The sequence below is a fragment of the Streptomyces zhihengii genome, from assembly GCF_016919245.1.
Lineage (GTDB): Bacteria > Actinomycetota > Actinomycetes > Streptomycetales > Streptomycetaceae > Streptomyces > Streptomyces zhihengii.
In genome coordinates, this window is sequence record NZ_JAFEJA010000001.1 from 2,071,544 (window position 1) to 2,086,016 (window position 14,473).

Genomic DNA, 14,473 nt, shown 5'->3' on the forward strand with positions numbered 1-14,473 from the left:
AGGCACGCGGCCCGGACCGCCGGGTCGGACGGCGGGTCAGGCGCGGAGCCAGAGCGCCGTGTCCGACGGCAGCCGGCCCTGGTCGTCGAGCGGGCCGCTGGTCAGCAGCCGGGTGGTGTGGGCGGGCGGCTCCACGGGGTCCGGGGAGAGGTTGACCACGCACAGCAGCCCGTCGCCCCGGGCGAAGGCGAGGACGCCCTCGGGTGCGGGGAGCCAGGTCAGCGGCCCGTCGCCGAAGCCCGCCTCGGTGCGCCGCAGCCGCAGCGCCTCGCGGTAGAGCGCCAGCATCGAGCCGGGGTCCGCCGACTGCCGGTCGGCCGCGTAGCGCGCCCAGCCCTCGGGCTGCGGGAGCCACGGCTCGGTCTCGGAGCCGAATCCGCACCAGGGGGCGTCCGCCTCCCAGGGCAGCGGCACCCGGCAGCCGTCACGGCCCGGGTCCCTGCCCTCGGAGCGGAAGTGCATCGGGTCCTCGATGCGGTCGAGGGGGATGTCGGCCTCGGGCAGGCCCAGTTCCTCGCCCTGGTACACGTAGACGGAGCCGGGCAGGGCCAGGCTCAGCAGGGCGGCGGCCCGGGCGCGGCGGGTGCCGAGCTCCAGGTCGCTCGGGGTGCCGAAGGCCTTGGTGGCGAAGTCGAAGGCGGTGTCGGCACGTCCGTAGCGGGTGGCGGTGCGGGTCACGTCGTGGTTGCACAGCACCCAGGTCGCCGGGGCGCCGACCGGCGCGTGCTCGGCGAGGGTGTCGTCGATCGAGCGGCGCAGCCGGTCCGGGTCCCACGGGCAGGCGAGGAAGCTGAAGTTGAACGCGGTGTGCAGTTCGTCGGGGCGCAGGTAGCGGGCGAAGCGCTCGGCGTCGGGCAGCCACACCTCGCCGACGAACACACCGCCGTACTCGTCGGCGATGGCACGCCAGGAGCGGTAGACGTCGTGGAGTTCGTCCTGGTCGATGTACGGGTGGGGGTCGACGCCCTCGGTGAAGTCGGGCAGCGCCGGGTCCTTGGCGAGCAGGGCGGCGGAGTCGATGCGGACGCCGGCGACACCGCGTTCGAACCAGAAGCGGAGCACGTCCTCGTGTTCCCGGCGGACGGCGGGGTGGGACCAGTTGAGGTCCGGCTGCTCGGGCGTGAAGAGGTGGAGGTACCACTCGCCGTCGGGGACCCTGGTCCAGGTCGGGCCGGCGAACTGGGAGGGCCAGTCGTTGGGCGGGAGTTCGCCGTTCTCGCCGCGGCCCGGCCGGAAGTGGAAGAGCTCGCGCTCGGGGCTGCCGGGCCCCGCGGCGAGGGCGGCCCGGAACCAGGCGTGCTGGTCGGAGATGTGGTTGGGCACGATGTCGACGATGGTGCGGATGCCGAGCTGCCGGGCCTCGGCGATCAGCTTCTCCGCCTCGGCGAGGGTGCCGAAGGCGGGGTCGATCGTGCGGTAGTCGGCCACGTCGTATCCGCCGTCGACCAGCGGGGAGAGGTACCAGGGCGTGAACCACACCGCGTCGACGCCCAGTTCGGCGAGGTACGGCAGTCTGGCCCGGACTCCCGCGAGGTCCCCGGTGCCGTCGCCGTCGCCGTCGGCGAAGCTGCGTGGGTACACCTGGTAGATGACGGCGTCGCGCCACCAGTCGTCGGTGTGCTGGGGGTCGGGGGCTGCCACGTGACGGTCCTTTCGGGCAGAGTGGATCTTCGCCGCCGGCCCGGAAGCGGGGCATCGGACGGGCCGGCGGCGAAGGCTGGGGAGGTGACGGGCGGGACGGGGTCTCAGCCCTTGAGTCCGCCCGCGGTGAGGCCGCTCATGATGTTCCGCTGGAAGACCAGGAAGATGAGCAGCGTGGGTATCGAGGCGATGGTGAGCGCGGCGATGAGCACGTTCACGGGGACGCCGTTGGAGAGGGAGTAGATGCCGACGTTGAGCGTCTGCTTCGTCGGGTCGGGCAGGGTGAGCATCGGCCAGAGGAAGTCCTTCCACACGCCGACGACGGCGAAGATGGACACCACTCCGAGGATGGGCCGCGAGATCGGCAGCACGATCGACCACAGGATCCGCATGGGCCGCGCGCCGTCCATGGAGGCGGCGTCCAGCAGTTCCTTGGGGATCGAGTCGAAGAACCGCTTCAGCAGGAAGATGTTGAAGGCGTTGGTCACCGACGGGAGCCAGATCGCCCAGGGCGAGTTCAGCAGGTTGCGCTCGATGATCGGCACGTCGAGCACGGTGAGGTACTGGGGCACCACCAGGACGGTGGCGGGGATCATCAGCGTGGCCAGCATCATGCCGAGGATGGCCTTGCCGAGGACCGGGCGGAGCTTGGAGAGCGAGTAGGCCGCGGCGACGTCGAAGACGAGCTGGAAGGCGAGCGCGCCGAAGGCGTAGTACAGCGTGTTGAACAGCAGGCTGGCGAGGTCCATGACCTCCCAGGCGCGGCTGTAGTTCTCCGGTTCGAAGGAGCCGGGCACCAGCGTCGGCGGGGTCTGGATGACCTCCTGGGCGTCCTTGAAACCGCTGGAGACGAGCCAGTACAGGGGGCCGAGGAACACCAGGGTGAAGACCGCCACGACGGCGGCGAAGGTCACCCAGTAGAGCCTCTTGCCGCGGGGCCTGGAAAGCTGGGCCGGCGAGATGAGCGTGCGTGTGGACATGGCTGTTCTCCCGGTCCTACTCGTCCTCGGCGCGGCTGAGCTTGACGTACGCCGCCGAGAATCCGGCGAGCAGTACGAGCAGGAGCAGGCCGAGCGCCGCCGCGGCACCGTAGTTGTTGAAGTTGAAGGCGTACTGGTAGATCAGGTAGACGACGGTGGTGGTCGAGCCCTCGGGGCCGGCGCCGCCGGTCAGCAGGAACGGCTCGACGAACACCTGCATGGTGGCGATGACCTGCATCAGCAGCATCAGTGACAGGATCAGCCGGGTCTGCGGGATGGTGACGTGCCAGATCTTGCGGAGGATCCCGGCGCCGTCCAGTTCGGCCGCCTCGTAGAGCTCGCCGGGGATGCCCTGGAGCGCGGCGAGGTAGATCAGGGTGGCGCCGCCCATGTTCATCCAGGTGGAGGCGACGACGACCGCGAACATCGAGATGTCCGGGTCCTGGAGCCACTGCTGTTCGGGCAGTCCGAAGACTCCGAAGAGTTCGTTGAGGAGTCCGTAGCCCGGGTCGTACAGGTACTTGAAGAGCAGCACCGCGGCGACCGGCGGGAGCATCACCGGCAGGTAGACCAGCAGCCGGAGGTAGCCCTGTCCGTGGTGGAACTCGTTGATGACGACGGCCGCGGCGAACGGGACGGCGAAGCCGAGCACCAGCGCGAGCACGGTGAACAGCGCGGTGTTGCGCCATGCCTGCCAGAACGCCGGGTCGTTGACGACGGTGGTGAGGTTGTCCAGGCCCACCCAGGTCGTCGTGCCGCCGTCGGTCTTCTGGAAGGCGAGGAAGAACTCCCGGACCATCGGGTACCAGGAGAAGACCGCGAAGCAGAGCACCGCGCCGATGAGGAAGCCGTGGGCCGTGAGGTTGCGCTTCAGGCTCTTGGCGAAGCGGCCTCCGGACGGCGCGGGGCCGGCCGCACGGGGCGGATTGCGGCGGTGGTTGGCCGCCTTGCTCGGGGTCAGGCTGGGGGCCGACATCGTTGCTCCTTGGTACGGGTCTGCCTGGTAGTGGTCCAGCACGGAGGGGAGCCCCGCACGGGGCGGGGCGGGCGCGGGACGCCCGGACGCCGGGTGGTCCCGGCGGGGACGGGCCGCCGCCCGTCCCCGCCGGGAGCCGGTCACTGGTTGGCGAGGACCTGGTTGACCTGCTGCTCGGCGGTGGCGAGCAGCTTGTCGATGTCGGCGTCCTTGTTGGTGAGGATGCCGGACATCACGTTGTCGAGGACCTTGTAGACCTCCTGCGCCTTCGGCGGCTCGGCCTTGCCGGCGACGGGGTTGTCCATGAAGGAGCGGAAGTTCTCGACCGGCATGGTGGCGTGCTCGATGCGCGCCTCGTCGTCGGCGGTCTTGGAGGCGTTCAGCCAGAAGTTGGGCTGCGGGACACCGACGGGCAGGCCGTCCGCCTTGGTGCGGGCCCACGCGAACTGGCCCTTGCCGACGCTGAGGTTCTTGAAGTTCAGCCAGGCGATGGCGGCCTTGACCTTGTCGGGGGATATCCCCTTCTTGATCATGTAGGCGTTGCCGCCGGCGAGGGTGTTGCGCTCGCCGGGGATCGGGCCCATGCCGAAGTTCTCGTACTTGGCGCCGAGCTGCTGGACCATGTACGCGATGTCGTCGGGCGCGGCGAGGAACATGCCCAGCTTGTCCGTGGCGATCTGCTTCTGGAGGTCGCCCCACTTCAGGAGCTGGGTCTTGCCCATGCTGTCGTCCTCCCAGCGCATGGCGTGGAGGTTCTCGGCGACCTGCTTGCCGAGGGTGCCGTTGAAGGCGGCCTTCTTGCCGCTGGCGTCCACGACCTCGCCGCCGACGCTGTACATCTGCGCGGTGAAGTGCCAGCCGCCGGTGTTGCCCGCGCTGTACTCGCCGAAGCCGGCGACGCCCTTGCCGAGACCCGCGATCTTCTTGGCGGCGGTGCGGACCTCCTCCCAGGTGCGCGGCGGAGCGTCCGGGTCGAGGCCGGCGTCCTTGAAGAGCTTCCGGTTGACCAGCAGGCCCATGGTGTAGTTGCTGGTGGGCAGGCCGTAGAGCTTGCCGTCCTGCTTGAGCGAGGCCATCACGTTGGGGTCGATGTCCTTGAGCAGGGGCACGGACTTGTCGGTGACGTAGGCGGTGATGTCCTCGGCGCCGGCGTTGTCGAGCACCTGGGGCAGGTCGGTGAAGTAGGTGTAGAAGACGTCGGGCTGGGACTTGGCCTTGAGCATCGCGGTGAACCGCGGCGGCTCCAGACACTGGCCGGGGGTGGAGCGGCCCTCGATGGTGACGTTGGGGTACGTCTTGTTGAACTCGGCGACGTCCTCCTTCCACTGCTTCAGCTCGGCCTGCTTCGCCGTCGGCGGCATGCAGTCGATCGTGATCGTGACCTTGGTCTTCGGGTCCAGCGGAGCGGCGGGGTCGGAGGACCCGCTGCTCTTGGTCCCCGTGTCGTCGTCACTGCTGCTGCTGGTGCCGCAGGCGGCCAGCGCGCTGAGCGAGAGGGCGGAGACGAGGGTCATGACGCCGGCGCGGCGGACACGGCGGAACCGAGCACTTCTCATGGGTGGATCCCCTTCGAGCATGAACGAGGAAGGCGCCCCACCGCCGATGCGTTGTGGGGCGCCGCACACTCAACCACCATGAACAAGTGAACGCAATATCTCGCGCCGATTTCGTAATTGTTTGACAGAGCGATGTCGGACCGATGCGGAACCCACCGCACCGGATGACGTCCGCTACGCGGTGGCGACCCACCCCGCAGCCGCGCCCGAAGCCCCGGAACGGCCCTCGGAGGCCGTGGAACGCCCGCCGGCGGGCCGATCCGCCGCGACCTGGGCGGTGGAGCCGCGGACGACGAGTTCGGGCTCGAAGAGGAGCTCGCTGTGGGGCACGTCGCTGCCGTCGATCTGGGTGGCCAGCAGCTCGACCGCGGCCCGGCCCATCGCCTCGATCGGCTGGCGCACCGTCGTCAGCGGCGGCTCCGTGCACGTCATGAACGCCGAGTCGTCGTAACCGACCACCGACACGTCCCCCGGCACCGACAGACCCCTCCTGCGCGCCGCCCGCACCGCCCCCAGCGCCAGCGGGTCACTCGCGCACACGATCCCCGTCACACCCCGCTCCAGCAGCCGCGAGGCGGCCGCCTGACCGCCCTCCAGCGAGAACATCGACCGCTCCACGAACTCCGGCCGGAGCGCGGAGCCGAGGGCCTTCGCCGTCCGCTCGGCCGAGGCGAGCTTCCGGCGGGAGGGGATGTGGTCGGTCGGGCCGAGGACGAGGCCGATCCGCTCGTGCCCCAGCGACACCAGATGCCGCCACGACTGCTCCACCGCCACCGCGTCATCACACGCCACACACGGGAAGTCCAGCCCCTCGATCGCCGCGTTCACCAGCACCACCGGGATACGACGCTCCGCAAGCAGACGGTAATGCTCATGAGGCGCGTCCGCCTGAGCGAACAACCCACCCGCGAACACCACACCCGACACCTGCTGCTGCAACAGCAACTCCACATAATCCGCCTCGGACACACCCCCCTTCGTCTGCGTACACAGCACCGGCGTCAACCCCTGCTGAGCCAACGCACCACCGATCACCTCGGCAAACGCCGGAAAAATGGGATTCTGCAACTCCGGCAGCACCAACCCCACCAACCGCGCACGCTCACCCCGCAACTGCGTCGGCCGCTCATAACCCAACACATCCAGAGCCGTCAGAACCGACTGCCGCGTCGCCTCCGACACACCCGGCTTCCCATTGAGCACCCGGGACACCGTGGCCTCCGAGACCCCAACCTTCTTCGCCACCTGAGCAAGTCGTCGCGTCATGAACGCAAGAATAGCGCAAGCACCGCAAGGCGCTTGCGCTTTTCCCGCCTCTCGGAGGGCTCGAAACGATCGGTCGGCCCCGGTCGGAGGACCGGGGCCGGCCCGTCCTACGGGTTCTGCGTGATCTTGAAGGTGGACGTGGTGTTGCGGATGTCCACCGCGTTGCCGCTCAGCTTCAGACCGTTGAAGACGACCTCGCCGACGGCCGGGCCCTGGCCCGCCTCCGGCATCTCGTTCGCCCACAGACCGAAGCCGGACTTGGCGTCGAACGCGTCACCGCTCTTGCGCGCGCCGGTGATCGTCACATCGGTGAAGACGGTGTCCTTGATCGGGAACTGCGGCTGACCGCCCACGTAGTTCGTCTGGAACATCACCCCGCTGTACGTGGGGTCGACGATGTCCACGTTGTTCACCCGGATTCCCTGGAAGACCTTGGAGGCCGAGAAGACCCAGATGCCGGGGAAGGTCTGCCCGCCCCAGAAGTGCCCGCCCGCCCGGACGATCGAGATGTTCTCGAAGGTCGTCGGCTCGGTCCCGAAGCCGTTCATCGGGTAGCCGAAGTCCAGGGACGAGATGGTGATCCCGGAGTAGACCAGGGTGTCCGCGATGTGGATGTTGCGGAAGGTGTTGCTGTAGCCGCCGTAGACGGCGACACCGGCCGCGCGCCACGTCAGCGTGGTGGTCAGGTTCTCGTAGAGGTTGTTCTTCATGTCCGCGCCGCCGGCGTCGATCGCCGAGAACAGCGCGAAGCTGTCGTCACCGGTCGCCCGGGCGTCGTTGTTGGACACCAGGTTGTCCGTCGACCCGTTGGTCATGTTGATGCCGTCGGCGAACATGTTCCGGATCCGGGAGTTCTTGATCGTGACCCGGTCGGTGTTGGCGCCCCAGTAGAGGCACACCATGTGCTCGTTCCAGATGTCGTCGATCACCATGTCCGACACGTTGGCGAAGTCGAACACCTTGCCGGGACCGTCGATGCGCGAGGTGTAGTTGCCGAAGTAGGCGAAGCCCTTGAACAGCGACCCCTTGGCGGTGTTGTCGGCCCGGAAGCCGATGTCGGTGTTGTCCTGCGTCGACGGGGCGTGGAACTTCGTGTACCACGGGCCGGCGCCGACCACCTTCACGGACTTGCCGTACACCTGGAACTTGCTCGCCGTCTGGTAGTCGCCCGGCGGCAGGTACACGCCCGTGAGCGTGCCCGTGGTGTCCATCCGCACCTTGTCCAGGGCGTTCTGGACGTCCTGGTGGGAGAAGCCGGCCGGCACCGTGTACGCGGCCGGGTCCGGGTTCGCCACCGGGGCGACCTGCTCCAGGTTGACGAAGTCGATCGCGTAGGTGCTGGTGTTGGCAGCGTCCTTCTGGAGCCGGATCTTCGACCCCGCCGGGACCGTCTCGCCGAGCATGATGTGTGCCTCGTCGTAGATGTGACGCGGCGCCCCCGAGCCGGGCGAGTTGCCGGGCGACGCCTCGGCACCGTACAGCCAGGCGTACTTCGAGGTGAGCGGCAGCGCCTTCTTCATGACGCCGTTGACGTAGACGTTGATCGTGGAGTCGATGCCGCCGCCGCCCGGGGCGTCCGGGATCGAGAAGCGGGTCACCAGGGTGTTGGTGCTGGCCCGGGTGGTGAACTCGACGTACTCACCGGTGGCGTCCAGGCTGACGGCCTTGCGGCCGGACGCCTCGCCGGCGATGTCGCCGATGGTCCGGTTGGGGCCGACGACCTGCGCGCCGCCGCCGGCGGTGCCGTCCTCCGCCTCGTACATGTCGTACGGCATGTTCGCGCCGCGTCCCACGAACAGCGGCCGGCTGGAGGTGTTGTTCTCCCGCTTGACCGGCAGCTCGGCGCTGTCCGGGGCGACGGTGACCTTCAGCGTGTACGAACCATTCGCGGCCGTCCAGGTCCCCAGGTTCACCGGGGCGGTCGTGGCACCGGCCGCGATGACGCCGTCGTGGCTGCCGGTGAAGGTGCGCACGGTGGTGCCGCGGGAGTCGACCAGTGCCAGGCTCACCCCGTGGCCGCCGCTCGCCGAGGCGACGGTGCCCTGGTTCTTCAGGGCCACCTTGAAGGTCACGGAGTCACCGGCGGCCGGGGAGGACGGGGTGGTGGTGACCTGCGCGGCGACCAGGTCCGAGCTGGCGACCGGCTTGACGACCAGCGCGGAGGGGCTGGTGAAGGCGTTGTTGGTCTCGTTCTGCTCGATGACCGCGCCCGACTCGTCGGCGAGGGCGCCGAGCTGGTACGAGCCCGCGTCACGCGCGCCGATCGACGCCTGGACGGTGGTCTGCGCACCGGCCGCGAGGGCGCCCACCTGGGCGGTGGCGACGGTGGTGCCGCCGAGCCGCACGGCCAGCCTGCTGGCCGGGGCCGCGGCCGCGCCGCTGTTGCGGACCGTGGCCGAGACGGTGATCTCGTCCGACTCGACCGGGGCCGCGGGCGACGCCGTCAGCCCGGTGACCTCCAGGTCGGGGTTGGGCGCGGGGGTGCCGATCACCTGGAAGTCGGCGATCTGCCCGGCGCTCGACCCGCTGTTGGCGGTGATGCGGAGCTGCACGTCGGCCACCCGGGCGTCGACGGGCACGGTGACCGTGTTGCCGTCCGCCGGGTCGAAGACGTACTCCCTGGCCGCGACGAGGCCGGTGAAGCCGGAGGCGCTCTGCTCCCGGCCGAGGACCTGGATCGTCTGCGTGCGGCGGCCCCAGTCGGGGTTCAGCCGCAGCACCACCCGGGACACGTCCGCGTTGGCGCCGAGCTTGACGGTGAGGGTGTTCGGGTAGGCCCCGGCACCGCCCTCCCAGTAGGTCGAGCGGTTGTTGTCGTTGGCGTTCTCCGCGACGAAGGTGTGGATCACGGAGGAGGCGCTGATGGGCTTGGAGACCGCCAGGTCGGAGCCGTTGCCGCCGCTGCCGTTGCGGGTCACCGCGTTGCTGTGCGGGGACTCGTTGCCGGCCGCGTCCTTGGCGCGCACGGTGTAGGTGACGGTCTCCGTGGCCGCCCGGCTCTCCGACCAGGTGGTCACGTCGCCCGCGACGGTGGCCCTGCGGCTGTTGTTGGCGTAGATGTCGTAGGCGGTGACGCCCTTGTTGTCGCTGGACGCCCCCCAGGCCAGCCGGATCTGCCCGGCCGCCGGCTCGGTGAGCGCCAGGTTCGCCGGGGCGGTCGGCGCCACGGTGTCGCCGGTGTCGCCGGCGCGGGTGACCGTGTTGCTGTTCGCGGACTGGTTGCCCGCCGCGTCCTTGGCCCGCACGTAGTAGCTGACCCGGGTGCCCGCGGGGCGGTTGTCCGTGAAGGTGGTGACGTTGCCGGCGACCGAGGTGAGCAGGCTGCCGTCGGCGTAGACGTCGTACCCGGTGACGGCGGTGTTGTCGGTGGACGCGTCCCAGGTGAGGCGGATCTGCCCGGTGGCCGGCTCGGTGAACGCCAGGTTCGCGGGCGCGGTCGGCGCCTGGGTGTCGCCGGTCGCGGGGCCGTAGACCTCCAGCTCGGAGACCTGGGCCCCGGGCTGGACGCTGTTGGCGCTGACCAGGACCCGCAGGTAGCGGGTGGTCGCCGCGTCGAAGGCGACGGTGGCGGTGTTCGCGTTGCCCGCGTCGAAGGTGTACGCCTTGGCGGCGGTCAGGTCGGTGAAGGAGGAGCCGTCGGTGCTGCCCTGGATCTTCAGCGTCTGGCTGCGGGTGCCCCAGCCGTCGGGGAGCTTGACGACGGCCCGGTCGACGCGCACCGCCGAGCCGAGGTCGGTCTGGAGCCACTGCGGGAGCTCGTTGTTGCGGCTCTCCCAGTAGGTGGCCTTGTTGCCGTCGCCCGCGTTGCCCGCGGTGTAGACCTCGGTGTGGCTGCTGGCGGTGAAGGTCCGGCCGCGCGCGAGGTTGACCGAGGACTCCCCCGCCGCGTGCACCTCCAGCTCGGAGAGCTGGGCCGCCGCCCAGCCGGTGTTGGCGGTGACCGCGATCCGGACGAACCGGGTCTGGGTCGCCGGGAAGGCGATGGTGACGGTGTTGCCCGCGCCGGGGGTGAAGGAGTACGCCGCCGACGCCTTGAGCGTGGCGAAGCTCGTGCCGTCGGCGCTGCCCTGCACCGCCAGGGTCTGGGTGCGGCTCTCCCATCCGGCGGGGAGCTTGAGCACGACCTCGTCGATGCGTGCCGTGGCCCCGAGGTCCGTCTGGACCCACTGGGGGAGGCCGTTGCCGGCGCTCTGCCAGTAGGTGCCCTGGTTGCCGTCGGTGACGTTGGCGGCGCCGTACTCGTTGTGGGAGCTGCTCGCGGCGGCCGGGTCGCCCACCGCGATGTTGGGCCCGCCTGCCGCCGAGGCGGCGGACAGCAGCGGGCCCCCCAGTGACAGGAGGCTGGTGGCCAGCACGGCGCACATGGCCCGTGACGCGACCTTGCGGGATCTCATACGTCCCCGATCTCGGCCCCGCCGCGGTCGGGCGGGGCACGGTCTGTTCTCGGACGGGTGGACACGGCGCGCGGGCGTGCGGCACGCGCACCGGTGGGGGTGGGACGGGGTGCGGGTCCGTGCCGCCCGCGGTGGACGGGCGGCACGGTGCTCCGGGACGCCGCCCTCCGGCGCCCGGCGGGGGCCGGGCGCCGGAGGGCGTGCGGTCAGTAGCGCAGTGCCTGCCGCTGGTGCGCCGGCACGGCCGCCGCTCCGGCGGAGCCGTTGATCACGAACTGCGAGCCGGGTTCGACGAGGACGTCGCCCTCGGCCGAGCCGGTGATGGTGACGTTCGACAGGGTCGCGCTGCCGCGGGCGCCGCCCATGGCGAGGATTCCGGACCCGTTGTTGGACTTGTCGATGGTCACGTTGCTGATCCGGACGTTCGGCATGGCGCCGCCGCCGGTCTTGAACTGGATGCCGTCGTAGGTGGAGTCGTGGATGTCCGTGTCACGGATGGTGACACCCGGGATGTCGGGGCCCTGCGCGAACAGGGTGATCGCGCCGAACTCCTGGTCCTCGTTCCAGAACGCCCCGCCGGTGCGGTACAGACCGTTGTTGGCGATCAGGGTCTGGCCGGAGAACGGGATCGGGTCGTGGTCGGTGGCCAGCATGATCCCCGGGTAGTTCATGGTGTCGGAGATCAGGTTGTTCTCGATCGTGTTGCCGTAACCGCCGTAGACCGCGATGCCGTTGGCCCGCCACGGGAGCTGGATCGTGTTGTTGCGGAAGTGGTTGTCGTGGCCGACGTCGACGGAGGTGTCCTTGACGTACTTGCTGGCCCACACGGCCAGCGCGTCGTCGCCGGTGTTGCGGAAGGAGGAGTTGTAGACGGTGGAGTTGCGGGTGCCGTTGGCGAAGTTGACGCCGTCGGCGTAGGTGTTGCGGATCCGGACGCCGCTGAACTCGACGCCGTCGCCCGGCCCCCACAGCTCGGGGATGTTGGAGTAGTCGCGTCCGACCCAGGCGCCCACGTTGGCGTGCTCGATCCAGACGTTGCTGATCTTCGTGTCCTTGCCGAAGCGGCCGTTGAGGGCGACACCGCCCTCCGCGTTGCCGTCGCCGCCGCGGATGGTGCCCGAGCCGAAGATGGCGATGTCGGAGATCTTGGTGTTGTGGTCGATGTCGAAGCCGAAGTTGCCCTCGTGCGGGTGGTTGATGCCGCCCGCCTGGTGCGGCGGGGTCAGCGAGTAGAGCTGCGAGTGCCACATGCCGGCGCCGCGGACGGTGACGTCACGGATGCCCACCTGGTTGAACTGACCCCGGTCCAGCGGGTCGTCGGTGAGGATCTTCTTCTCCTGGCGCCACTGGCCGGCCGGGATCCACACGCAGGGGATCTCGCCCTTCTGGTCGGCCGTGACGGCGCGCTGGATGGCGTCCGCGTCGTCGATCCCGTCGTTCGGGACCGCGCCGTAGGTGGTGATGGAGACGCACTCGGCGGGCTTGGCGGCCGGCGCCGCGACCTGCTCCAGGTCGATCGAGTCGATGATGTGGAAGGCGGCGCCGTCACCGGCGTCGCGCTGGAGGCGGAACACCGTGCCCTGCGGGTAGGTCTGGGTCAGCAGGGCGTGCGACTCGTCGAACAGCCGGCGGGCGTCACCGCCGGGGCGGTTGGTCAGGCCCTCCGGGTCGTCGGTGCTGCCGTAGAGCCAGCTGTGCTTCGAGGACAGGTTGATCTTGCGGACGAACTGCCCGTCGGCGTAGAGGCTGATGGTCGCCTCCTGGCCGCCGCCGGCCGCCGCGTCGGGGATCGAGTTGCGCACGACGATCGAGTTCGAGGCGCTGGTGGAGGTGAACTCCACGTACTGACCGGTGGAGTTCAGGCGGACCGACTTCCGGCCGGAGGACTCGGTGGCGAAGTTGGTGTGCCCGAAGGTGCGCTTGGCGTCCGCCTGGAGCAGGGTGCCGTTGTGGCGTCCGTCCTCCGCCTGGTACTCGGTGTACGGCACGGCGGCGCCGCGTCCGACGACCAGGGAGCGGGCGAAGGTGTTGTTGTTCTCGTTGGTCTCCGCGACCGTGCCGGTGGCGTCGGCCGTCGCGGTGAGCGTGGCGCCGCCGCTGGTGGCGGTCCAGCTTCCGCTGATGGCGACGTTGGCCGTGGCACCCGCGGCGACGGCGCCGGTGGTGCCGTTCAGGGTGGTGGAGCCGACGGTGAGCCGGGTGACGGATCCGGCGGGCACCGCGGTGGTGCCGCGGTTGTGCACCGCGACGGTGAAGCCGACGGTGGCGCCGACGGCCGGGCTGGACGGGTTGGTGGTGATGCCCGTGACCGCGAGGTCCGGTCCGGGCGCCTGGCCGACCACCAGCTTGGCGGCGGCGGTGCGGCTGTTGTTGGTGTTGTCCAGTTCGGCGACCGTGTCCGTGGGGTCGACGACCGCGGAGACGGTGTAGCTGCCCATGGCGCGCTTGCCCACCTGGACGGGGACCTTCACGGACGCCCCGGCCGCCAGCGCCCCGACGGCCGCGCTGCCGGCGGCGGCACCTTCGAGGCTGACGTTCACCGTCGTCGCGGGCGACGCGGCGGTGCCGGTGTTGCGCACGGTGGCGTCGACCGTGACCGTGTCCGTCTCCGAGGGGGCGGAGGGGGACCAGGTCAGATCGGTGACGGTCAGGTCGGGAGCGGGCGCGGCCGCGCCGACGACCTGGAACTCGGCCACCTGGCCGCCGCCCCCGCCGGTGTTGCCGAAGAACTGGAGGCGCACATCGGCGTACCGGCCGGACACCGCGATGTTGACGGTGTTCTGGTTGGACGCCGGGTTGAAGACGTAGTCCGCCCGGTCCTTGAGCGACACGAACGCCGTCTCACCGGCCTTGCGGCCGAGCACCTGGATGCTCTGCGTGCGGGTGCCCCAGGCGGCGTCGGGGTTCAGCTTGAGGACGACGCCGGACAGGTCGGCGTCCGCGCCCAGCTTCACGGTCAGCGTCGACGGCTGGCCGCTCGCCTCCCAGTAGCTGCTGGTGCTGTCGTCGTTGGCGTTGGCCGCGACGTAGGTCTGGGTGTGCGACGACGCCTCGATCGGCTTGCGCAAGGCGAGGTTGGTCCCGGCCGGGGGCGGATCGCCCGGGTCGGGGCCGCCGCCGCCCTCGCCGTAGATCTCCACCTCCGACAACTGGGCGGCGTTCCAGCCCGTGTTGCCGGTGACCTGTACCCGTATGAAGCGCGCGGTCGCGTCCACGTCGAGGCTGACCGCGTTGCCGGAGCCCGGGGAGAAGGCCCGGCCCGCGGCGGCGGACAGCGTGCTGAACGCGCTGCCGTCGGTGCTGCCCTGGACGCTGAGGGTCTCGGTGCGCGCCTCCCACGACGAGGGGAGCTTCAGCACCACCTCGTCGACGTCGACCGCGCTGCCGAGGTCGATCTGCACCCACTGGGGGAACGAGCCGAGCGGCCCCTCCCAGTAGGAGGCCTGGCTGCCGTCGGTGACGTTGCCGGCCGGGTAGCCGGCATGCGATGCGCCGGCCGTGGCCGGTCTGCCGAGCGCAAGGTTCTGTCCGTCGGCGGCGTGGGCCGCCACCGGCAGCAGCCCGACCGCGACCAGACCGGTCGTCACCAGGCCGGCGAAGAAGCGCCGGCCGTGATGTGTCCCTCTCATGAGGCCCTCTCGTTCCCTTTCCCTGGGCGCG

The 14,473-nt window shown here is 70.3% G+C and carries 6 protein-coding genes and 1 pseudogene; all 7 read right to left on the reverse strand.

The features are described from left to right. Positions 1–36 precede the first annotated feature (36 nt). The 7 genes and pseudogenes from JE024_RS08540 to JE024_RS08570 all read right to left on the reverse strand — a co-directional run bounded on the left by JE024_RS08540 (position 37) and on the right by JE024_RS08570 (position 14,442). Complete coding sequence (locus JE024_RS08540) at positions 37–1,641, reverse strand: glycoside hydrolase family 13 protein (RefSeq protein ID WP_205373031.1); 1,605 nt, start codon at positions 1,639–1,641, stop codon at positions 37–39. A gap of 104 nt (positions 1,642–1,745) precedes the next feature. Next, positions 1,746–2,621 (reverse strand): carbohydrate ABC transporter permease, encoded by an 876-nt coding sequence (locus JE024_RS08545; protein ID WP_205373032.1) that lies wholly within the window; start codon positions 2,619–2,621, stop codon positions 1,746–1,748. Between the two features lie 16 nt (positions 2,622–2,637). Further along, complete coding sequence (locus JE024_RS08550; RefSeq protein ID WP_205373033.1) at positions 2,638–3,597, reverse strand: carbohydrate ABC transporter permease; 960 nt, start codon at positions 3,595–3,597, stop codon at positions 2,638–2,640. Positions 3,598–3,737: 140 nt separating this feature from the next. After that, complete coding sequence (locus tag JE024_RS08555) at positions 3,738–5,153, reverse strand: extracellular solute-binding protein (RefSeq protein WP_205373034.1); 1,416 nt, start codon at positions 5,151–5,153, stop codon at positions 3,738–3,740. 270 nt (positions 5,154–5,423) lie between these two features. Continuing rightward, positions 5,424–6,419: pseudogene (locus tag JE024_RS08560) on the reverse strand (LacI family DNA-binding transcriptional regulator); the annotation flags it as partial. 107 nt (positions 6,420–6,526) lie between these two features. Then, positions 6,527–10,813, reverse strand: coding sequence for a discoidin domain-containing protein (locus tag JE024_RS08565; RefSeq protein WP_205373036.1), 4,287 nt, complete (start codon positions 10,811–10,813; stop codon positions 6,527–6,529). Positions 10,814–11,019: 206 nt separating this feature from the next. Beyond that, entirely contained in the window at positions 11,020–14,442 is a 3,423-nt protein-coding gene (locus tag JE024_RS08570) for a CARDB domain-containing protein (protein ID WP_205373037.1), read from the reverse strand. Positions 14,443–14,473 lie beyond the last annotated feature (31 nt).